Origin of the sequence: Kordia aestuariivivens, from assembly GCF_014397005.1 — a bacterium.
Taxonomy (GTDB): domain Bacteria; phylum Bacteroidota; class Bacteroidia; order Flavobacteriales; family Flavobacteriaceae; genus Kordia; species Kordia aestuariivivens.
This window is the reverse complement of the sequence record NZ_JACGWS010000004.1, coordinates 266,111-286,847: the sequence shown is the minus strand read 5'-3', so window position 1 is coordinate 286,847 and position 20,737 is coordinate 266,111. Positions and strand designations below refer to the sequence as shown.

Sequence of the window (20,737 nt, the reverse complement as noted above, 5' to 3'; positions counted from 1 at the left end):
TTTTTTATGTCCAATAATTTGTTTGATGAATCTTCTAGTTAGAAGAAATACTTCCAGAACCTGCTACTTTGGTATCTTCTTTTGCAGGTCTTCCTTTGTATGTAATATCTCCTGAACCTGCAACACGTGCTTTTAAAAAGTCTGTTACATTTACTCTAATATCTCCTGAACCAGCCAAACTTACATCTGCATTTCTAGCTTTTAATTTATATGCATGAATGTCTCCTGAACCAGCTAATTTTATTCTTGCATCATCTGCTGTTCCAGTTGCAGTCATATCTCCAGAACCAGAAACTGCCATTGTCAAATCGCCTGCATCTACATCTATAATGACATCTCCAGAACCTGATAGTGCCATTTTAAACTTGTCCGCTCTTACAGTTGCATTTTTTGTGTATACATCGCCAGAACCAGACAAAGCAACCACACTAAGATCTTTAAAAGGAACCGTAATGATTAACTTCTTACCATTGCTTACGCGTAGGTTGTATCCTTTTTTAGTTTTAATCTTTAGTTTATCGTCACTGACTTCAGTTACTATATATTCTAATAAATTTGATTCGCCTTCCAGCGTAATTTTTCCTTCGGTTCCGTTTACTAATTCTACGTCAAAAGAACCCGCTACTGCAACTACGTCATAATCAGATGTTGTTCGTGTAATGGTGGTAACGTTTCCGTTTCCTTTAATTCTCTTTCCTTTTCCCCATTGTGCATGAGAAATAGTTGTTGCTAAAAATAGCGTGATGATAAATACTGTCGTTTTTTTCATGATTTTAGTTTTTAATATGATTGTTTTATTGATGATATGTGTACTTATAATTTTTCAAATCGGACACTTCCGTATTCCGCATTGATACTAATGTTATTTCCACTTGTTGCATCTCTGTAATATCCTTTGTAATAGTGATTTTTTGATTCTATACGTTTCTTGTTCATAACAAAATCGTCGTCACCTTTGAGATTTGCGTATTCTAAGTTGAATTCAAATTTAAAATGATATTGTGCATTGTAGCCAATTCTAATACCAGTATACTCTGACCCAATTCGGATACTTCCTGCATCGTCTGTCATTTCGGCAATTTTAATAGAACCGTAATCTGCTTTTATATCTACATTTCCAGTAATACCTCCTAAGCGAACGGATAAATACTCGCCTGCACCTTTTACATTGTTTGCTTGCTCAATTTGTAAACTGTCATAATCACAGTTGTACTCAATGTTGTCAATGGTTCCAAAACTTGACTTTGTATAATCTGCATTCAACATGATATTGCCTCCTTTATTTACCATAAAAGATGAATAATCTGCATTAATTCTTCCACTTTTCATATACGCAACTGTAACACCATTTGTATAATCAAAGTCTAACGAATTGTTATCTGCCAACAAATCACCAATTTCCATACGTCCGTAATCACAGTTTAAGGAAACTTTATTTTCAGCTTTATCTAAGAAAATCCCGCCGTAATCATTAGAAATATTTAGTTCATTTCCTTTCGGGAATTTAATCGTATAGTTTACCGTTACATTCACTTTATTCCGCTTGTTCCATTTCCACATAGATTTAGAGCTTTTAGCAAATTGTGTAGATGCATTCACCATTGTTTGCGAATTGCTAAAATCTACATCAACTTGTTTCAAACGTTCAGCTACATTTTCTTCAGAATTTCCATTGGTTTTTATCACAACTTCAATAGCTACGGTATTTTTATCCCAAGCTGTCATGTGCACAGTTCCGTAACTGTTAGAAATTTTTAGCAATGCATCAGCGTTTACTGAAAACTCTTTGGTAATGGTTTTCTCTTTGGTATACTTTCCTTTTCCGTTATTGGCAAAAGCAATAACTGGAAGCAAAAAGGCAAGCAGGATAAACTTATATAATTGTGTGTTCATTTTTGAATAATTTAATTTCATCTATTTGTGTTAATACGCTTTCTAATAAGTTAATACGAAGTTGAAAATTTGTAACCATCGCATGTAAAATACGTTTGTCGTCTCCACGTTCAATGAGTTGATTTTTTAAGTTAGTGTAATCGTTTTCTAAGCGTTCCAATTGTACCAAAGCATCTTGTATGATTTCTTTTGTGTCTTCATCTTCGGCTGCTTTTACTTTTTCGAGTTCTGTCTCAATTAAAGAAGCAAAGTATAGTTGAGATTTTTCAACTTCTGGCGAAAATGTAGCTTGCTGGTTTTCTACAACGGTTCCAAAATTTGAACCAATAAAAATTCCCAAGCCCAATAGCAAAATACATGCTGCCGCAATCTGCTTCCACCAAGTAAACAAAGTCACAGGTTTTTTGGTGTCTGTCGTTTTTTGATGTTGTTGTTTTAATTTCGATAAAAAGCGATCTTCATGACCTAATTGAGGTGTTTCCATATCAAAATCGTCTTTCAATCGTTCAAACAAAGTACTAATGTTGTCTTTCTCTTTCATACGTATACTTCAAGTTTTCTTCTCAAACTGTCTTTAGCGCGAGAAATCATGGTTCTACAATTTGCATAGCTAATATCCAAAATGGTACAAATTTCTTCATAATCAAACCCTTCAATTAAATGTAAGGTCAAAGAAACTCTGTAATTGTCCTTCAGTGTTTTCAAAGTTTGCAATACTTTTTGAGCCTGTAAGCTTGTAAACTCCTCATCCGAAGCAATTCCATTATCATCTTCGACCTTATGTAATAAAGTGTCAATCGGAACTTCTTCTTTTCGTTGTTGTTTCTTATACAGATAAATACTTTTATTCACTACAATTTTTTTCAACCATGCGCCGAATGAAACTTCTTCGCTAAAAGAATCCAATTTCAAAAATGCGTTCAAAAACGATTCTTGCATGGCGTCTTCAGCTTCTGCGCTATCTTTTAAGATTCTAAATGCAGTATTATACATCGCTTTATAGTAGCGATTGTAAATCTCCATTTGCGCAAATTGATTTCCTTCCTTGCACAACGTAACGAGTTGTTCAGTATTTAACTTTTGGTGGCTCAAAAAGTTTAGTTTATTGTAAAGATTATTGAAAAATTAAAATGTTACACTTATTGCTAAAATTATTTAATATTTCTCGATTTTTAGTTGATTTAATTGAAAAGCTTGGCATAACAATTGTTTTCAAGTAGTGTATAAAGCCAATAAATACAAGTGCTTTCACTGATTTATAGGTTATTATGCTAAAAAATGAAAAAGAAATATACATACACCTTTCTGTTTTTATGACAGAATGGCTTAGGAATATAAATATGAGCGAAACAAAGTTTTTAAATATGGACAGTTTGTCATTTCAATCAATTGATGAAGATGCGGAATTAATTCCGTTAATGACGCCTGAAGATGAAGAAGAAATTAATAGAGAAGAATTGCCAAAAACATTGCCAATTCTTCCACTCAGAAATACGGTGTTATTTCCAGGTGTTGTCATTCCAATTACAGCTGGGAGAGACAAATCAATTCAATTGATTAAAGATGCCAACAATGGAGGAAAAGTAATTGGCGTCGTTGCTCAAAAAGACGAAACTGTTGAAAATCCTTCTTTAGAAGATATCAATACCTTAGGTACGGTTGCCCGAATATTGCGCGTATTGCAAATGCCTGATGGAAATACAACAATCATTATTCAAGGTAAAAAACGCTTTGAAGTAGATGCGATGTTACAGGAAGATCCATATATGGAAGCAACGGTAAAAGAAGTATCAGAAACGCGACCAGAATCTATTGATGATGAGTTTGCAGCAATTCTAGATTCTATCAAAGATCTCGCATTACAAATTATAAAGGAAAGTCCAAACATTCCGTCGGAAGCTTCTTTTGCAATCAAAAACATTGAAAGTTCTTCGTTTTTAATCAACTTCATATCGTCAAACATGAATTTGCCGGTGAAGGAAAAACAAGAATTATTAGCGATTACAGATTTAAAGCAACGCGCATTAGCAACGTTGAAATATATGAATCTGGAAATGCAAAAGCTTGAATTGAAGAATGACATTCAATCAAAAGTTCGTCACGATTTAGATCAGCAACAGCGTGAATATTTCTTGCATCAACAAATGAAAACCATCCAAGAAGAATTGGGCGGCGGAGTTTCGTATGAAGCAGAAGTAGAAGAAATGCGCGCCAAAGGAAAAGACAAAAAGTGGGACATTGAAGTAAAGAAACATTTTGACAAGGAATTGGCAAAAATGCAACGCATGAATCCGCAAGTTGCCGAATATTCAATTCAACGTAATTACTTAGAGTTATTTTTAGACTTACCTTGGAATGTATTCAGTAAGGATAAATTCAATCTGAAAAAAGCACAAATTATCTTAGATCGTGATCATGCAGGATTAGAAGATGTAAAAAAACGAATTATTGAATACTTAGCAGTATTGAAACTTCGGAACGATATGAAATCGCCAATCTTGTGTTTATATGGACCTCCAGGAGTTGGGAAAACGTCGTTAGGAAAATCTATTGCAGAAGCGTTAGGACGCGAATATGTACGTATTTCACTTGGTGGATTGCGTGATGAAGCAGAAATTCGCGGACATCGTAAAACGTATATTGGCGCCATGCCAGGGCGAATTATCCAAAGTTTGAAAAAAGCAGGAACGTCAAATCCTGTCTTTGTATTGGATGAAATTGATAAGCTATCAAGCAGTCACAATGGTGATCCATCTTCTGCGATGTTAGAAGTATTAGATCCAGAACAAAATACAGCGTTCTATGACAATTTCTTGGAAATGGGCTACGATTTGTCAAAAGTGATGTTTATCGCAACAGCAAATAGTTTAAGCACCATTCAACCAGCATTGCGCGATCGTATGGAAATCATCAACGTAACTGGATATACAACCGAAGAAAAAGTTGAAATTGGTAGCAGACATTTGTTAAACAAACAACTAAAAGAGCACGGACTTACCGAAAAAGATTTAAAAATAGGGAAGAAGCAGCTTGAAAAAATGGTAGAAGGCTACACGCGCGAAAGTGGTGTGCGTGGATTGGAAAAGCAAATTGCCAAAATGGTACGTTACGCTGCAAAATCCATTGCAATGGACGAAAAATACGAGAAGAAAGTTACAAACGCTATCGTAGAAGATGTATTAGGTCCAGCTCGTATGGAACGTAACAAATATGAAAACAACGACGTTGCCGGAGTTGTAACTGGATTAGCCTGGACAAGTGTTGGTGGCGATATTCTATTTATAGAATCTACCTTGTCAAAAGGAAAAGGAAACTTATCTATCACAGGAAACTTAGGAAAAGTGATGAAAGAATCTGCAACGATTGCCATGGAATACATGAAATCAAATGCAGATCTTTTAGGTCTTGATGCTGGCGTATTTTCAAAATACAATGTACATATTCACGTGCCAGAAGGTGCAACACCAAAAGATGGACCAAGTGCAGGAATTACGATGCTGACTTCATTGGTTTCTTTATTCACACAGAAAAAAGTGAAAAAAGATATTGCCATGACTGGCGAAATTACATTGCGTGGAAAAGTTTTACCTGTTGGTGGAATTAAAGAAAAAATTCTTGCTGCAAAGCGCGCAGGAATCAAAGAAATTGTACTGTGTGAACAAAATAAACGCGATATTTTAGAAATAAAACAATCGTACTTAAAAGGATTGACATTTCATTATGTTTCTGAAATGAGCGACGTTATAAAACATGCTATTACAGATGAAAATGTAAAAAATCATAAGACACTTTAAATAATACCAGTATTATCACTTTGGTGTAAATAAGAAAACCTCGAATGAATGTTCGAGGTTTTTTTAGTTAAAAACACAGTTGCCCAACATGTTAAACTAAACAATATTTTTCCGTACTGTAAATTGTTGAGCAACTGATAAAAATTCCCCCTTTTTTATGACAAAAAATCTATTTAGCGTTTAATCTTAACTTATGATCATTTGCTAATCCCTAAAAAGTCTTTTAAATTTCTCTATCACTGAGTGAATACTTTGTGAATATAATCAGCTTTCATCTATAAAAACAAGGAAACTAGGTGCGGTTTTATAAAGCATCATCAAGAATAAAATGCTTTAAGTACTATATATGCAACGGTTTGATAATAAAAAGTGTAGTTTTACGCCGGAAAAAAAACAATGAATAAAATTTTCTGAAAAATAAAAAAAACGCGTAAAATATTTATCATATCTAAACGTTTTGAATAAAGATTTTAGTTACTTTGTACACATGCAGAAAAAGAACCTCTTTTACTTTTTTTTGTTTATAACTACGCTTGCTTCCGCACAAATTGGTGGAAAATATACGTATCAGTTTTTAAACTTAATTTCATCACCTCGACAAGCAGCTCTTGGAGGAAAAGTAATTACAAATTACGATAAAGATGTCAATCAAGCATTATTCAATCCTGCAAGTATTAACTATACAATGGACAATCAACTTTCATTGAATTATGTGAATTACTTGGGCGATGTAAACTATGGTTCTGCCGCTTATGCATACATGTGGGACAGAAGAGCACAAACATTTCACGCAGGAGTTACCTATGTTAGTTACGGACAGTTTGATGGTTATGATGAATTAGGAAATGAAACAGGAAGCTTCTCTGGAAGCGAAATTGCATTATCATTAGGATATGCGTATAATATTCCTTGGACAGATATTCACATTGGCGCGAATGCAAAATTTATCAACTCTAAATTAGAACGATACAATTCTTTTGGTGGCGCACTTGATCTTGGAATCATGTACATTAATGAAGAGTTAGAATTAAATATAGGTTTAGCCGCTAGAAACTTAGGTGTACAATTTACAACCTATGCTGGTGTGCAAGAACAATTGCCTTTTGAATTAATCTTCGGAATCTCTCAAAAGCTAGAACACGTCCCAATTCGTTGGCATCTAACGCTTGAAAACTTACAACAATGGAATATCGCGTTTGCAAATCCTGCACGTGCCGAACAATCTATTGAAGGTGGCGTAAGCGAAGAAAAAGTTACCTTTCTAAAAAACGTAATCAGGCATACAATTTTGGGAATGGAATTATTTCCAGACAAAGGATTCAATATTCGTTTGGGTTATAACTTCCGTAGAGGAGAAGAATTAAAAATTGTAGATCAGCGTAATTTCTCAGGAATTACCGCAGGATTTGGACTTAAAATCAATAAACTAAAATTTGATTATACTTATGCACGTTATACCGTAGCTGCCAACACTAGTATGTTTGGAGTTACCATTAATCTGCAATAATTTCGCTAACTTTAGGCGTTAACAACGTGCTCAGTCATGAAAAAAATTACCATAGCTATTGATGGCTTTTCATCTACGGGGAAAAGTACGATTGCCAAGCAACTTGCCAAAGAATTAGGATATATATATGTAGACACAGGCGCAATGTATCGCGCAGTAAGTTTATATGCACTTCGTGAAGGTTTTATTAATCCAGAAGATTTTAATGAGAGCGATCTCGTTGAAAATTTACATAACATCGATTTGAAATTTAAGTATAATGAAGCTTTGGGCTTCGCCGAAATGTACTTAAATGGAGAAAATGTGGAGCGAGAAATCAGAACCCTTGAAGTTTCTGACTATGTTAGCAAGGTGGCTGCCGTTCCTGAAGTTCGGTATCAGTTGGTAAAGCAACAACAGAAAATGGGCGAAGACAAAGGCATCGTGATGGATGGTAGAGACATTGGAACGGTTGTGTTTCCAGATGCTGAATTAAAACTATTTATGACTGCTTCGCCAGAAAAAAGAGCCATGCGTCGTTACAAAGAATTAATTGACAAAGGAGACAAAGTAGCGTACGAAGATGTATTGCGAAATGTGCAAAATAGAGATTATATAGATTCGCACCGAGAAGATTCGCCATTGCGACAAGCAGAAGGAGCAGTTGCTATTGACAATAGTGATATGGGACTCAAAGAACAGTTTGAACGCATTCTCAATTTAGTCAACCGAACTATAAACCCATAAAAAAAGCTTCCAATTTGGAAGCTTTTTTTGTAATAGTATATTTTTTATAAGTTTGGAATCACCAACTCTTGTCCTGGATGAATTACATCAGGGTTTTTCAAGATATTAGTATTTGCTTCAAAAATAGCAGTATACTTTCCAGCTTTTCCATAATATTGCTTTGCGATTTTACCTAAAGTGTCTCCACTTGCAACTGTATGACGGTGATATACTGAATCATCAGCAACTTCTATATGTGCTTCAATATCTGATGGTAATTCTCCACCAGCTTCTTTAATTTTATCCCAAATTAAATTCTTTTCGTGTGGCGTTCCTGCAACACCTGAAACTTTCAATACTCCATCTACTTCTTCTACATTTCCATTTTGGATTCCTAAAGTTTCACCAAGGTCAAGAACTCCTTGATATTTTAATTTTACACTCATTATTCTGTTATTTTAATTATTAATATCATAAAGATAAATTAAAAAAATAAATTTTAAGTTACGATTGCCTTATAATCTTCTTTTTCGACGAATGTCTCTTTTCCTAGATAAATTGAATAAAATCACTTCTATTTGAAGAGTAATAGTTTGTTAATCAAAATAATATTGGTATTTTTGCACTCCTTTTTAGCATGGTAGAGAATCAAAAAAGGGAATACAACTTATACAAACATAACAAGCTACTGCTTTTACATGCGAAGAATCTCTAAAAGAGCAGTATACAAATAATAAATCAGCAATGGCTGAAGAAAACACAAACACAGAGGTTCAGGACGTTAAAAATCCTGAAGAATTTTTAGCAAATTTTAACTGGCACAATTACGAAGAAGGAATTGACCAAGTTGAAGACGAAAAGCTAGAAGAATTCGAAAAATTAGTAGCGGCAAACTTCGTTGATACAGATGACGATGCTGTAGTAGAAGGAACTGTAGTAAGAATGACTGACAGAGAAGCGATCATTGATATCAATGCGAAATCTGAAGGTGTAATTTCTTTAAACGAATTCCGTTACAATCAAGATTTAAAAGTAGGAGACAAAGTAGAAGTATTAATTGACGTTCGTGAAGACAAAACAGGACAATTAGTATTATCTCACAGAAAAGCGAGAACAATCAAAGCATGGGAACGCGTAAATGGTGCTCATGACAATGGTGAAATCGTGAATGGTTTTGTAAAATGCAGAACTAAAGGTGGTATGATTGTAGACGTATTCGGAATTGAAGCGTTCTTACCAGGATCTCAAATTGACGTGAAGCCAATTAGAGATTACGATCAGTATGTTAACAAAACAATGGAATTCAAAGTGGTTAAAATTAACCATGAATTCAAAAACGTTGTGGTTTCTCACAAAGCACTTATCGAAGCAGATATTGAGCTACAGAAGAAAGAAATCATTGGTCAACTAGAAAAAGGTCAAGTATTAGAAGGTATCGTGAAGAACATTACTTCTTACGGTGTATTTATTGATCTTGGTGGAGTTGATGGATTAATTCACATTACAGATCTTTCTTGGTCTAGAATTAATCATCCAAATGAAGTTGTTGAGTTAGATCAAAAATTAAATGTTGTAATTCTTGACTTTGATGATAACAAATCAAGAATCCAATTAGGATTAAAACAATTAAGCGCTCATCCTTGGGAAGCTTTAAGTTCTGACTTAAAAATCGGAGATCAAGTAAAAGGAAAAGTAGTTGTAATTGCTGATTACGGTGCATTTATTGAAGTTGCAGAAGGTGTTGAAGGATTAATTCACGTTTCTGAAATGTCTTGGTCTACACACTTACGCTCGGCTCAAGATTTCGTTAAAGTTGGAGATGAAGTTGAAGCGAAAATCTTAACATTAGATAGAGACGATCGTAAAATGTCACTTGGTATTAAGCAAATGACGCCAGATCCATGGACTGATATTACTACTAAATATCCTGTAGGTTCTAAACACACAGGAACAGTACGTAACTTCACTAACTTTGGTGTATTCGTAGAATTAGAAGAAGGTATTGACGGATTAATTTATATCTCTGATTTATCTTGGACTAAGAAAGTGAAGCATCCATCTGAGTTTGTTACTGTTGGTGACAAATTAGAAGTACTTGTATTAGAATTAGACGTAGAAGGACGTAAATTAAGTTTAGGTCACAAACAAACTACGGAGAATCCTTGGGATAAGTATGAAGGTGAATATGGTGTTGGAACATTGCATACAGCAGAAATTACTGATACAAATGATAAAGGTGCAACAGTAGCTTTAAACGAAGATGTAGTTGCTTTTATTCCTTCTCGTCACTTAGAAAAAGAAGACGGAAAGAAATTGAAGAAAGGTGAAACAGCTGAGTTCAAAGTAATTGAGTTCAACAAAGAATTCAAAAGAGTTGTAGCTTCTCATACAGCAATCTTTAGAGAAGAAGAGCAAAAGAACATTCAGGCGGCAGCTAAGAAACAGCAGTCTAATGAAAAAACTACGCTTGGAGACTTAGATGCTTTACAAGAGTTAAAAGACAAAATGGAAGGGAAAAACTAATTCTCAACATTTTATCACATACAGAAAAGCCGTTTCATAATTGAAACGGCTTTTTTTTATACTCTTTTCTAAAAGTAGAGAATCATTCTAAAAAAATCTGTACTTTTGTATTCCAAATACCATTTGGAGTAAAACTATGAGTCAAAAAATCTTATTGAACTCAAAAGAGATCGGAATCATTCTGCATCGATTGGCGTGTCAGCTCATCGAAAACCATCTCGATTTTTCAAATACCGTACTTATAGGAATTCAACCAAGAGGAATTTACTTGGCAGAACGTTTGGCGAGTATTTTGCGAGATGAATATCAAGTGAACGATATAAAATTAGGTCATCTCGACATTACTTTTTTCCGAGACGATTTCCGCAGAAGCGAAAAAATACTAGAAGCAAATAAAACGAATATCGACTTCACAGTTGAAAATAAAAAAGTCGTTTTCATTGACGATGTGTTGTACACAGGAAGAAGTATTCGCTCAGCGTTAACAGCGATTCAATCGTTTGGACGACCAGAAGAAATAGAATTATTAGTGTTAATAGACAGACGTTTTAGTAGACATTTACCAATTCAACCAAATTATCGTGGACGACAAGTAGACGCGATTAACAAGGAAAAAGTAAAAGTGAATTGGCTAGAAAATGACGGAGAAGACATGATATATCTTATTAATCAAGAAAAAGACAATTAGAAATGAGTGAATTGAGTGTCAACCACTTACTAGGAATAAAATATCTCAACGAAGAAGATATACAACTCATTTTTGAAACGGCTGATCAGTTTAAAGAAGTGATCAATCGTCCTATAAAAAAAGTGCCTTCTTTACGAGATATTACCATTGCAAATCTGTTTTTTGAAAATAGTACACGAACGAAACTTTCGTTTGAATTGGCAGAAAAACGACTGTCTGCAGATATCATTAACTTTTCAGCTTCGCAATCTTCCGTAAAAAAAGGAGAAACGCTAATTGATACCGTAAACAATATTCTTTCCATGAAAGTGGATATGGTTGTCATGCGCCATCCAAATCCTGGAGCTGGTGTATTTCTATCTAAAAATGTGGACGCAAGTATTATAAATGCTGGCGATGGCGCACACGAACATCCAACACAAGCATTATTAGATTCGTATTCCATTCGTGAAAAACTAGGCGATGTTGCGGGGAAAAATGTAGTCATTGTGGGCGATATTTTACACAGTAGAGTTGCTTTGTCAAACATTTTTGCACTCAAACTTCAAGGTGCCAATGTAAAAGTGTGCGGACCAAAAACATTATTGCCAACCTACATTGAAAGTTTAGGTGTCAAAGTAGAAACAGATTTACGAAAAGCATTAGAATGGTGCGATGTAGCAAACATGCTTCGTGTGCAAAACGAACGTATGGACATTAGCTACTTCCCTTCTACACGTGAATATGCACAGCAATATGGAGTTACTAAAACACTTTTAGACTCACTAGATAAAGAAATTGTAATCATGCACCCTGGACCTATTAATAGAGGTGTGGAAATTACGAGTGATGTTGCCGATTCCAAACAATCAATTATCTTAAATCAGGTTGAAAATGGTGTTGCAGTTCGGATGGCGGTTATTTATTTGTTAGCTTCTAAAATAAAGCAGTAAAATTTTTACTTTGAAAATTAAAAAGGTGTTAAACTAATTTTAAGAACACAATTATGGTGTAAATTTTGTAAATTGTAGTTAGGTCTTAAAAACTACCAAAACCCTCAAAAACCATTTACCTATGATTTTAGATAAGCAAGAAAATATTCTCATCATAACACAAGAATCTCCTAATACTGTGGAGCTTGTGAAAAAAATTAACGCACGTTACGACGAAATGAAAAAGGATAATATAATCGTGAATCTATTTTCGTTTGGTAATTTAAAAAAAAGTGATTTGGTAGAATTTTTACAACTCTCCAAAATACATCGTGCAGAAAAACATTCATTTGTCATTGTAACGAATAAAATAAGTACGGATGATTTGCCAGAAGCTATTATGACTGTGCCAACACTGCAAGAAGCTTTTGATATTATTGAAATGGAAGAAATAGAACGCGATTTAGGTTTCTAATATCATATAAATTTTAAAGTTTATTTGGTATAATTTTCAAGGATTAAAATAAATACATGAAATTAACCATTTTGGGCTGTTATGCAGCAACACCAACAAAACATACAAATCCGACAGCGCAAGTACTCGAAATTAGAAACCATATTTTTCTAATTGATTGTGGCGAAGGAACACAAGTAGAGCTTAGAAGAAGTAAAGTCAAATTTTCACGGATTAAACATGTATTTATCTCGCATTTACATGGTGATCACTTTTATGGACTTATCGGGTTAATTTCTACATTTATGTTATTGGGACGCGATACAGATTTACATATTTACGGACCAAAAGGACTCAAAGAACTCACATTATTGCAACTAAAATTGACCAAATCATGGACAAGTTACACACTTTGTTTTCATGAATTGGAAAGTAAAGAATCCGAAGTCATATTTGAAGATGATAAAGTTACAGTAACAACCATTCCGCTAGACCATCGTGTGTATACAAATGGTTTTCTATTCAAAGAAAAAGAAAAAGAACGTCAACTAAATGTCGGTGCTGTTCTAAATTATGAAATAGAAAAATGTTACTATCAAAATATTAAAAAAGGCAGAGACATTACACTCGATTCTGGCGAAATCATTCCCAATGAAAAATTAACTTTTGATCCTCCTAAGTCAAAAGGGTACGCATTTTGCAGCGATACCATATATTTCCCTAAAATAATTGATCAAATTAAAAATGTAGATGTATTATATCACGAAGCTACTTTTTTAGACAAACACGATCAATTAGCTACTAAAACCAAGCATACAACGGCTAAACAGGCAGCAATGATTGCCAAACAAGCGAGTATTGGTCAGTTAATACTTGGTCATTTTTCAACGCGTTACGATGGCTTCAACGAATTCAAAGAAGAAGCGCAAACGGTATTTGAAAATGTAGTATTAGCCGACGATGGAAAAGTGTTTGAGTTTAATTAATTTAAAAATAAATATGATCATATTGTCTATGAAACATAGGATTCTGAGAATTTCTATAGGAATTGGTATGCTTTTAAGTTTGGTTCACTGTACGCAGCAATCAACTTCAAAAAATAATACTGATACAGATGATAGTAAGCCAAAAACGCATCAAGAATTAGTTACGCTTATTAATGAAAATAAAAAAACGAATCTTCCAAAGATGTTGGAATATAGTGATGCGTTAATACTTTCGGCAAAAAACAAGAAAGATACGTTGATGATTCTTGAAGGATATTTACAAAAAGGCGTTGCTATGACGCATTTAGGCGACAGAGAAAAAGCGATTGATACATTAAAAAGTCAATTTTCAATTTTAGAAAGTGAAAACTATATTAAAACGAAATGTCGATATTTTTTAGGAATTGGAAATGCTTATGTGTTACATTGGAAAAATTTAGAAGCATTAAACTTTTACGAGAAAGCTTATAAGATTGCAACAGAAAAAGGATATAAAAACTGGAAATGTATTGCACAAGTAAACATTGCTAAAATTACCCGTAATATTGGAGATAGAGAAGAAGCTTTAAAAATATACAAAGATGCGTATGCACAAGCAACAGAATTTCATATTAAGGAAGATAATAAATTGCGTATACTCATGGGAATTGGAGGAACTTTTCTAACACTCAACAAACCAGATTCTGCACTTCATTACAGTAATATGGGTTTGAAAATTTCTACAGAACTGAATAACAAAATGTTAGAAAGCTATTTTTACCATGACATTGGAATAGCGTATACACAAAAAAAAGAATATCAAAAAGCACTTAAAAACTTATACAAAGTACTTGAGTACACAGAACCTATACAAAATGACGAACGTTCTGCAGAATCATTATTTTATATAGGAAAATGTTATTATGAATTGCAAAAATATGAGTTGGCTAGTCAGCAATTTGAAAAAGTAGTTGTCATTGTAAACAGTTTTGATAAAATAGAAGGTTCTCGATTTGAACCTCAAGAATTATTAGATACATATGATTTATTAGAAAAATGTTATGGTAAACTGAAAAAGGATGCAACACTCATTAAATTAGTTGCATCTAACAAAAATGATTTACGTAAAGAAATCAAGGAAAACAATAATGAAGTAAAAGCTACGCTTTATAAAAATCAAAATCAAGCACTTGTAAATACATTAAAGCAAAAAGCTTTAGAAACAGAATTTCAAAAAAAAATAATAACAATCATTTTAGGATGCTTGGTACTGACACTAATAATTCTTTTTTATTACAAAAACACATCTAAAAATAATAAAAAGAAATTTGATGCTTTAATGCAAAAACGAGCGAAAAATCTTGAAGCGAAAACGAATGTTGTTTCCAAACAGATCAATATAAAAGATGCCAAAGTTGATGAAATAGTAAAAAGGTTGAAAAAGTTAGAAGCACAAGAATATTACTTAGATATTTCATGCTCATTGGCTAATATGGCAAAGAAGGCAAAAACGAACGGAACGTACCTTACTAAGATTCTTAAAGAACATGAAGAAAAGACCTTCTATGAGTATATTAACGAATTGCGGATAAATTATACAATACAACGATTGCAAACAGATAAGCAATTTCGTAAATATACAATCAAACATATCGCAATGGAAGTTGGTTATAAAAGTCCAGAATCGTTTACAAAGCACTTTAAACAAGCAACTGAAATAAATCCGTCTTATTATATAAAAGAAATAGAGAAGCTTCACAATACCAATGAATAAGCATTAAAAAACAAGCTTATTTCTTACCTTAAATTAGATGATTTAAGGACTCCTTTTCTTGTATAATAAGACTTAATCGATAGATTTAAACATTCCAATTCATGGAAGTGAAATTTACATTAATATTCAAAATGAGACTTATTATGAAAAACAAACAAACAAAAAAATTCCAATTCTCAAAGGAGACAATTACTAAATTTAAGGCATTAAACGCGCAAGAAATTAAAGGCGGAACAATACCTACGGATCCTCACATGACAGCGGCTCCAGATGAAAATAATGTATGCTTTGCAATAAAATAAAATTTCAGATCGTTTTTAATATCCTTAAATCATCTAATTTATGGTATACATGATTTTTTCCTTTTAAAATCCTTGCTACTTTGGTAACATCAATCGATTGATAGGTGTTGCCGAAAACCTATAAAAATGTAGGCATATTAAAAACTTAAATCATGAAAAAACAAGAAATCAAAAACCTAGCTTTAAACAAAAAAGTAGTTTCTAACTTTGAAATCACAAAAATAAAAGGAGGACACGGAACAGTTGATCACAAAACAGGATGTGTTGATAATTGTGATTTGAAATAGAAAAACTAGTTTTTTCCGCATACTAAAAGGGGCAACTTCGGTTGTCCTTTTTTTATTCAAATGAAGGTTGCCTTTATTGAACTTCAGACTTACTCCGTAAATCATCTAATTTACGTTAAGTGCAGTTTTTTACTTTTAAAATCCTTGCTACTTTGGCAACATCAATCGATTGATAGGTGTTGCCGAAAACCTATAAAAATGTAGGCATATTAAAAACTTAAATCATGAAAAAACAGAAAATCAACAATTTAGAACTGAACAAAAAATCAATTTCAAACTTAAAAATAACTGAAATAAACGGAGGAACTTCAGGTTTACCATGTTACAGTCTTTACTTTATGGCATCAATTTGTTTTGATCATTGTCAGGAAAATTAAAAATCAGAATTTTAAAAATAGTGTAGAAAGGACGACTTCGGTTGTCCTTTTTTTATTAGATAGTTATATAAGTTAAGATCCTGCCTGTATTGGATTTCCTTGATCTACATCTTTAATAAAATCAATCAAGCCACTAAAAAATACTTCTTGGTCATCAAATTGTGACAAATGACTTCCTTGCGGGCAAAATAAAAAGCGTCCGTTTTGAACTTCTTTCGCCAGCCAACCCATTTGATTTGGATCCATCGTATCATAATGTGCGCCAATGCTTAAAGTTGGTACTTCAATCTCTTTTAATCGATCTTTTACATCCCAATTTTTCAAAGTTGCGTCACCTTTAATGCCAAACTCACTTGGTCCTTGCATGGTTACATATACATCTGTATTCAAATGTTTAAACGAACGACTCACAGGTTCGGGCCAACTATTTACGGGCATTCTAATGACATGTTTTGTATAATAATGTTGTACAATTAAATCTAAATATCTTGGATTTGCATAATCTTCTTTCTCTTCATAGGATAAAATCTCTTTCAACACTTCAGGTGGAAGTTGCGGCGCTAACACTTCATCAGAATATTTCTGATAATCTGGAATGGAAGGAACCATATTTGAAATAATCAAACCTTTCAAATGATCTTGATACTTCAAAGCATATTGCATTCCCAAAATTCCTCCCCATGATTGTCCGTAGAGATAAAAATTGTCTTTGTTCAGGTTTAATGCAATGCGAACTTGTTCTACCTCTTCTACAAAACGATCCAAATCCCACAAACTCTTATCTTCAGGTTGATCGCTGTAATACGAACCCAATTGATCATAATAATAATACTCAATGCCAGCTTGTGGAAAAAAACTATCAAAACATTCAAAAATTTCATGTGTAATTCCTGGACCACCGTGAAGTAACAATACTTTTATCTTCGGATTATTCCCAACGCGTTTTGTCCAAACATTAAAAGTTCCTTTTGGTGTTGTAATTGGAATCATTTTAATACCGCCAGTTACAATGTCATCACGTCCGGTAGTATCAAAATATGGAGTCGTGGAAACATCAGCTTTTACGGGCTCAATAGCCTTGTTGCAGCTTACGCAGAAAAATAAAAAACACAAGGCACTGTAATAGAAAATTTTCATGATGATCTAAATTTTGTGGTAGTTTAAAAATACTAATAAAAGAATTAGCAATATCACTTTCAGAAAATTTAATGCAAATCAGCTTATTTTTGCTTCTAAAAGCAACTAAAAAACTGTAAATTGCAGTCAGGATAAAAACTTGAAAAGCACGTTAAGGGAACTGAATGAAACAAGATTTAAGCGATTACAGAAAATCATACGAAAAAAGCGAACTATTAGAAGAAAATTGCTTGGAAAATCCTATGGAAATGTTTCAAAAATGGTTTTATGAAGTAGAAAAATCTGAAACTGTTGCCGAAGCCAATGCAATGACAATTAGCACCATCGGTTTGGACGGATTTCCTAAAAGTAGAGTTGTATTGTTAAAAAAATATACTTTCGAAGGATTCATCTTTTATTCAAACTATACAAGTGAAAAAGGATTGGCGATGGCAGAAAATCCAAATGTTTGTATTTCGTTTTTCTGGTCCGCAATGGAACGACAAATCATCATCAAGGGAAAGGTCGAGAAAATTGCAGAAAACTTATCAGATGGTTATTTTGAATCGCGTCCACGCGGAAGTCAATTAGGCGCGTTGGTTTCTGACCAAAGTAGCGTAATTCCATCAAGAGCGTATATTGAACAAATACTAAAAGATTTAGAAACTAAATACGAAGGCAAAGAAATTGAACGTCCTGCACATTGGGGCGGTTATATTGTAAAGCCACAAGAAATAGAATTTTGGCAAGGAAGAGCCAATCGATTACACGATCGGATGCGTTACCAATTGCAACCAGATTATTCATGGAAAATAGAGCGTTTAGCGCCATAACTAAAAAAATAGCAAAGTGAAAACGTTACTCATTGTCAGACATGCAAAATCATCTTGGGAATATCCTGTAGATGATAAAGACAGAACACTAAAATTACGCGGAATCAAAGATGCACATTTGGTAGCAAACTATATTGCAGATAAAATAGACCCGCCAGACGTAATTTATTCAAGCATTGCAAACAGAGCGTTGCATACATGTGCTATATTTACACGTTGTCTCAACTATCCTTTTGACAAAGTTGTCATCAAAGAAGATATGTATGATTTTGGAGGCTCCGGATTGGTAGAAACCGTAAAATCGTGCGACGATGAAGTAGATACATTAATGGTATTTGGACACAATCATGCCATTACAGCGGTTTCAAATACCTACGGAAGTACACTATTTGATAATGTGCCCACAAGTGGCGTAGTTGTCATACAATTTGATACAAATTCGTGGAAAACGATCAATGCAGGAACAACTATTTTAAAAGTATTTCCTAAAGACTTAAAATAATGCAACAACCAAAAAATAAATATATAAACAGAGAAATAAGTTGGCTCGATTTCAACGGACGTGTGTTGCAAGAAGCAGCAGACCAAACAGTTCCGTTGATTGAAAGACTTCGATTTATTGGAATTTTCTCTAACAATTTAGATGAATTTTTTAAAGTTCGATATGCTACGGTAAAACGTATTGCGCAAGCAGGAAAAGGTGGAAGAAGTGTATTGGGTGGTGAAAAAGCAAAAGATTTGTTGGAACGAATCACGAAAATAGTGATTAAGCAACAAACTGAAAGCCTCCGTATTTTGCATGAAGTACAAGAAGCGTTGGAAAAAGAAAATATTTTCATTGTGAACGAAAAAATAGTTTCTAAAAGTCAAAGCGAATACATTGAAAAATATTTCATTGAAAAAGTAAGTCCGGCGTTGGTAACAATGATTCTAGATGATATTGACGAAATGCCAAGCTTAAAAGACAAAGCAGCATATTTGGCAATTCGGATGGAGCTAAAAGAACACGTTAAAAACACTGGTAAAGTATCTCGTTTCTTTAAATCGAAACGTAAAAAAATAAAATATGCGCTGATTGAAATTCCAAAAATGATTGATCGTTTCATCGTTTTACCAAGTGAAGGCGATAAAAAATACATCATCATTCTCGATGATTTAATTCGGCTGTCTTTAGGAAGTATTTTCAATATATTTGAATACGAAAGTTTATCTGCGCACATGATTAAGATTACACGTGATGCAGAATTGGACATTGATAATGACTTATCTAAAAGTTTCATCCAAAAAATATCTACGAGTGTAAAAGGGAGAAAAAGTGGCGAACCTGTTCGTTTTGTATATGACAAAACCATTGACAAAGATACTTTTGAGTACTTAATTGAAAAGATGGGGATTGACGATATTGACAGTCTAATTCCTGGTGGACGTTACCACAATCGTAGAGATTATATGTCGTTTCCAAGTTTAGGGAGAAAAGATTTACTCTACAAACCCTATCCGCCATTGCCAATCAAAGGATTGAGTATGGAAGGAAGTATTTTTGAGAAAATCGCGAAAAAAGATTACTTGCAATATGCGCCGTATCATACATTCTCGTATGTTGTACGTTTCTTGCGAGAAGCTGCGTTAGACCCGAAAGTAACGGATGTAAAAATCACGATTTATCGTTTGGCAAAAATTTCACACGTTGCAAGTTCGTTGATCAATGCGGTAAAAAACGGTAAAAAGGTGACGGTTCAAATTGAGTTGCAAGCACGATTTGACGAAGCTGCAAACATTCAATATGCAGAACAATTGCAAAGTGAAGGAATCAATTTAATTTTTGGAGTTCCTGGCTTAAAAGTGCATAGTAAAACCTGTGTTATTGAACGTATAGAAAACAATAAAACAGTGCGTTATGGATTTATCAGTACTGGAAATGTAAATGAATCTACCGCGAAAATTTATACAGATTATACGCTATTTACTGCTGATCAAAATATCTTAAGAGAAGTCGGAAAAGTATTTGATTTCTTTGAAACCAATTACAAAGTTGCCAAATACAAACATTTAATAGTTTCACCGCATTATACGCGAAATGCATTATACAAACTCATCAATGCAGAAATCAAAAATGCGCAAGATGGAAATGATGCCTACATCAAAATAAAAGTCAACAGTTTATCAGATTACAAAATCATTGACAAACTATACGACGCGAGTAGAGCAGGTGTGAAAGTTCAGCTTATAGTACGTGGAATTTGCTGTTTAATACCTGGCGTTGAAGGTATGAGTGAAAACATAGAAGCCATAAGTATTGTAGACAAATTTTTAGAACATCCAAGAATGTTTATCTTTGGGAATAATGGTGATCCAAAAGTATATATTTCTTCAGCCGATTGGATGACACGAAACATTGACAAAAGAGTTGAAGTTTCTTGTCCGATATATGATGAAGACATCAAAAATGAATTGATAGATACCTTCAATATTGGTTGGAGTGATAATGTAAAAGCGCGTATTTTTTCTATTCATCAAGACAATGCGTATCGAAAAAATCAATTAGCCAAAGTACGTTCGCAATTTGCAACGTATGATTACTATTTACAAAAAATGTCAAATTAATATA

General features: G+C 33.6%; 21 protein-coding genes. 15 read left to right on the top strand and 6 right to left on the bottom strand.

Going from position 1 to position 20,737, the window contains the following annotated elements; all coding sequences use genetic code 11:
• Nucleotides 1–34 precede the first annotated feature (34 nt).
• The 4 genes from H2O64_RS08665 to H2O64_RS08650 are packed head-to-tail and all read right to left on the bottom strand — an operon-like array spanning nucleotide 35 to nucleotide 2,985.
• Nucleotides 35–769 carry a head GIN domain-containing protein gene (locus tag H2O64_RS08665; RefSeq protein WP_187561787.1) on the bottom strand — a complete coding sequence of 245 codons (735 nt, stop codon included), beginning with the start codon at nucleotides 767–769 and terminating at the stop codon, nucleotides 35–37.
• Between the two features lie 44 nt (nucleotides 770–813).
• A complete protein-coding gene (locus H2O64_RS08660; protein ID WP_187561786.1) occupies nucleotides 814–1,893 on the bottom strand; it encodes a hypothetical protein in 1,080 nt (359 codons plus the stop codon).
• Nucleotides 1,874–2,434, bottom strand: a complete 561-nt coding sequence (locus tag H2O64_RS08655; RefSeq protein ID WP_187561785.1) for a hypothetical protein — start codon at nucleotides 2,432–2,434, stop codon at nucleotides 1,874–1,876. The genes H2O64_RS08660 and H2O64_RS08655 overlap by 20 nt, the downstream gene beginning before the upstream one ends.
• Nucleotides 2,431–2,985 carry an RNA polymerase sigma factor gene (locus H2O64_RS08650; protein WP_187561784.1) on the bottom strand — a complete coding sequence of 185 codons (555 nt, stop codon included), beginning with the start codon at nucleotides 2,983–2,985 and terminating at the stop codon, nucleotides 2,431–2,433. The genes H2O64_RS08655 and H2O64_RS08650 overlap by 4 nt, the downstream gene beginning before the upstream one ends.
• A 248-nt stretch (nucleotides 2,986–3,233) precedes the next feature.
• Between H2O64_RS08650 and lon the strand changes: the two genes are divergently transcribed.
• From lon to cmk, 3 genes are all read left to right on the top strand, one after another.
• Nucleotides 3,234–5,687, top strand: coding sequence for an endopeptidase La (gene lon / locus H2O64_RS08645; RefSeq protein ID WP_187561783.1), 2,454 nt, complete (start codon nucleotides 3,234–3,236; stop codon nucleotides 5,685–5,687).
• 487 nt (nucleotides 5,688–6,174) lie between these two features.
• Complete coding sequence (gene porQ, locus H2O64_RS08640; protein ID WP_187561782.1) at nucleotides 6,175–7,194, top strand: type IX secretion system protein PorQ; 1,020 nt, start codon at nucleotides 6,175–6,177, stop codon at nucleotides 7,192–7,194.
• Between the two features lie 36 nt (nucleotides 7,195–7,230).
• Nucleotides 7,231–7,920 carry a (d)CMP kinase gene (gene cmk / locus H2O64_RS08635; RefSeq protein WP_187561781.1) on the top strand — a complete coding sequence of 230 codons (690 nt, stop codon included), beginning with the start codon at nucleotides 7,231–7,233 and terminating at the stop codon, nucleotides 7,918–7,920.
• A 44-nt stretch (nucleotides 7,921–7,964) separates the two neighbouring features.
• On the opposite strand, the gene H2O64_RS08630 is transcribed toward cmk, so the two are convergent.
• Nucleotides 7,965–8,345: a LysM peptidoglycan-binding domain-containing protein gene (locus tag H2O64_RS08630; protein ID WP_187561780.1), complete on the bottom strand. Its 381-nt coding sequence runs from the start codon at nucleotides 8,343–8,345 to the stop codon at nucleotides 7,965–7,967.
• 298 nt (nucleotides 8,346–8,643) lie between these two features.
• Between H2O64_RS08630 and rpsA the strand changes: the two genes are divergently transcribed.
• The 9 genes from rpsA (at nucleotide 8,644) to H2O64_RS08590 (ending at nucleotide 16,180) form a co-directional block, all read left to right on the top strand.
• Entirely contained in the window at nucleotides 8,644–10,422 is a 1,779-nt protein-coding gene (rpsA, locus tag H2O64_RS08625; RefSeq protein ID WP_187561779.1) for a 30S ribosomal protein S1, read from the top strand.
• A 136-nt stretch (nucleotides 10,423–10,558) separates the two neighbouring features.
• On the top strand, nucleotides 10,559–11,110 hold the full coding sequence (gene pyrR, locus H2O64_RS08620; protein ID WP_187561778.1) for a bifunctional pyr operon transcriptional regulator/uracil phosphoribosyltransferase PyrR: 552 nt from the start codon (nucleotides 10,559–10,561) through the stop codon (nucleotides 11,108–11,110).
• Nucleotides 11,111–11,112: 2 nt separating this feature from the next.
• A complete protein-coding gene (locus H2O64_RS08615) occupies nucleotides 11,113–12,042 on the top strand; it encodes an aspartate carbamoyltransferase catalytic subunit (RefSeq protein WP_187561777.1) in 930 nt (309 codons plus the stop codon).
• A 121-nt stretch (nucleotides 12,043–12,163) separates the two neighbouring features.
• Nucleotides 12,164–12,496 carry a ribonuclease Z gene (locus H2O64_RS08610; RefSeq protein ID WP_187561776.1) on the top strand — a complete coding sequence of 111 codons (333 nt, stop codon included), beginning with the start codon at nucleotides 12,164–12,166 and terminating at the stop codon, nucleotides 12,494–12,496.
• A 56-nt stretch (nucleotides 12,497–12,552) separates the two neighbouring features.
• On the top strand, nucleotides 12,553–13,461 hold the full coding sequence (locus H2O64_RS08605; protein ID WP_187561775.1) for a ribonuclease Z: 909 nt from the start codon (nucleotides 12,553–12,555) through the stop codon (nucleotides 13,459–13,461).
• A gap of 28 nt (nucleotides 13,462–13,489) precedes the next feature.
• Nucleotides 13,490–15,214 carry a tetratricopeptide repeat protein gene (locus H2O64_RS08600; protein WP_187561774.1) on the top strand — a complete coding sequence of 575 codons (1,725 nt, stop codon included), beginning with the start codon at nucleotides 13,490–13,492 and terminating at the stop codon, nucleotides 15,212–15,214.
• 143 nt (nucleotides 15,215–15,357) lie between these two features.
• Nucleotides 15,358–15,516: a hypothetical protein gene (locus H2O64_RS08595; RefSeq protein ID WP_187561773.1), complete on the top strand. Its 159-nt coding sequence runs from the start codon at nucleotides 15,358–15,360 to the stop codon at nucleotides 15,514–15,516.
• Between the two features lie 152 nt (nucleotides 15,517–15,668).
• On the top strand, nucleotides 15,669–15,803 hold the full coding sequence (locus H2O64_RS24170; RefSeq protein ID WP_262890635.1) for a hypothetical protein: 135 nt from the start codon (nucleotides 15,669–15,671) through the stop codon (nucleotides 15,801–15,803).
• 224 nt (nucleotides 15,804–16,027) lie between these two features.
• Nucleotides 16,028–16,180 carry a hypothetical protein gene (locus tag H2O64_RS08590; protein WP_187561772.1) on the top strand — a complete coding sequence of 51 codons (153 nt, stop codon included), beginning with the start codon at nucleotides 16,028–16,030 and terminating at the stop codon, nucleotides 16,178–16,180.
• Between the two features lie 72 nt (nucleotides 16,181–16,252).
• Here H2O64_RS08590 and H2O64_RS08585 read toward each other — a convergent pair whose 3' ends face one another.
• Complete coding sequence (locus tag H2O64_RS08585) at nucleotides 16,253–17,317, bottom strand: proline iminopeptidase-family hydrolase (protein ID WP_187561771.1); 1,065 nt, start codon at nucleotides 17,315–17,317, stop codon at nucleotides 16,253–16,255.
• Nucleotides 17,318–17,481: 164 nt separating this feature from the next.
• Here H2O64_RS08585 and pdxH point away from each other — a divergent pair, with 164 nt between their 5' ends.
• The 3 genes from pdxH to ppk1 are packed head-to-tail and all read left to right on the top strand — an operon-like array spanning nucleotide 17,482 to nucleotide 20,733.
• The gene (gene pdxH / locus H2O64_RS08580; protein ID WP_187561770.1) at nucleotides 17,482–18,129 is read left to right on the top strand and encodes a pyridoxamine 5'-phosphate oxidase; all 648 of its coding nucleotides are present in this window, start codon (nucleotides 17,482–17,484) and stop codon (nucleotides 18,127–18,129) included.
• 16 nt (nucleotides 18,130–18,145) lie between these two features.
• Nucleotides 18,146–18,631 carry a SixA phosphatase family protein gene (locus H2O64_RS08575; protein WP_187561769.1) on the top strand — a complete coding sequence of 162 codons (486 nt, stop codon included), beginning with the start codon at nucleotides 18,146–18,148 and terminating at the stop codon, nucleotides 18,629–18,631.
• Complete coding sequence (gene ppk1, locus H2O64_RS08570) at nucleotides 18,631–20,733, top strand: polyphosphate kinase 1 (protein ID WP_187561768.1); 2,103 nt, start codon at nucleotides 18,631–18,633, stop codon at nucleotides 20,731–20,733. The genes H2O64_RS08575 and ppk1 overlap by 1 nt, the downstream gene beginning before the upstream one ends.
• Nucleotides 20,734–20,737 lie beyond the last annotated feature (4 nt).

Bases quoted from the DNA above. Each gene is read 5' to 3' on its own strand.
- H2O64_RS08665 (WP_187561787.1), bottom strand. From the start codon at position 769: ATGAAAAAAACGACAGTATTTATCATCACGCTATTTTTAGCAACAACT.
- H2O64_RS08660 (WP_187561786.1), bottom strand. From the start codon at position 1,893: ATGAACACACAATTATATAAGTTTATCCTGCTTGCCTTTTTGCTTCCA.
- H2O64_RS08655 (WP_187561785.1), bottom strand. From the start codon at position 2,434: ATGAAAGAGAAAGACAACATTAGTACTTTGTTTGAACGATTGAAAGAC.
- lon (WP_187561783.1), top strand. From the start codon at position 3,234: ATGAGCGAAACAAAGTTTTTAAATATGGACAGTTTGTCATTTCAATCA.
- porQ (WP_187561782.1), top strand. From the start codon at position 6,175: ATGCAGAAAAAGAACCTCTTTTACTTTTTTTTGTTTATAACTACGCTT.
- cmk (WP_187561781.1), top strand. From the start codon at position 7,231: ATGAAAAAAATTACCATAGCTATTGATGGCTTTTCATCTACGGGGAAA.
- H2O64_RS08630 (WP_187561780.1), bottom strand. From the start codon at position 8,345: ATGAGTGTAAAATTAAAATATCAAGGAGTTCTTGACCTTGGTGAAACT.
- rpsA (WP_187561779.1), top strand. From the start codon at position 8,644: ATGGCTGAAGAAAACACAAACACAGAGGTTCAGGACGTTAAAAATCCT.
- pyrR (WP_187561778.1), top strand. From the start codon at position 10,559: ATGAGTCAAAAAATCTTATTGAACTCAAAAGAGATCGGAATCATTCTG.
- H2O64_RS08615 (WP_187561777.1), top strand. From the start codon at position 11,113: ATGAGTGAATTGAGTGTCAACCACTTACTAGGAATAAAATATCTCAAC.
- H2O64_RS08610 (WP_187561776.1), top strand. From the start codon at position 12,164: ATGATTTTAGATAAGCAAGAAAATATTCTCATCATAACACAAGAATCT.
- H2O64_RS08605 (WP_187561775.1), top strand. From the start codon at position 12,553: ATGAAATTAACCATTTTGGGCTGTTATGCAGCAACACCAACAAAACAT.
- H2O64_RS08600 (WP_187561774.1), top strand. From the start codon at position 13,490: ATGAAACATAGGATTCTGAGAATTTCTATAGGAATTGGTATGCTTTTA.
- H2O64_RS08595 (WP_187561773.1), top strand. From the start codon at position 15,358: ATGAAAAACAAACAAACAAAAAAATTCCAATTCTCAAAGGAGACAATT.
- H2O64_RS24170 (WP_262890635.1), top strand. From the start codon at position 15,669: ATGAAAAAACAAGAAATCAAAAACCTAGCTTTAAACAAAAAAGTAGTT.
- H2O64_RS08590 (WP_187561772.1), top strand. From the start codon at position 16,028: ATGAAAAAACAGAAAATCAACAATTTAGAACTGAACAAAAAATCAATT.
- H2O64_RS08585 (WP_187561771.1), bottom strand. From the start codon at position 17,317: ATGAAAATTTTCTATTACAGTGCCTTGTGTTTTTTATTTTTCTGCGTA.
- pdxH (WP_187561770.1), top strand. From the start codon at position 17,482: ATGAAACAAGATTTAAGCGATTACAGAAAATCATACGAAAAAAGCGAA.
- ppk1 (WP_187561768.1), top strand. From the start codon at position 18,631: ATGCAACAACCAAAAAATAAATATATAAACAGAGAAATAAGTTGGCTC.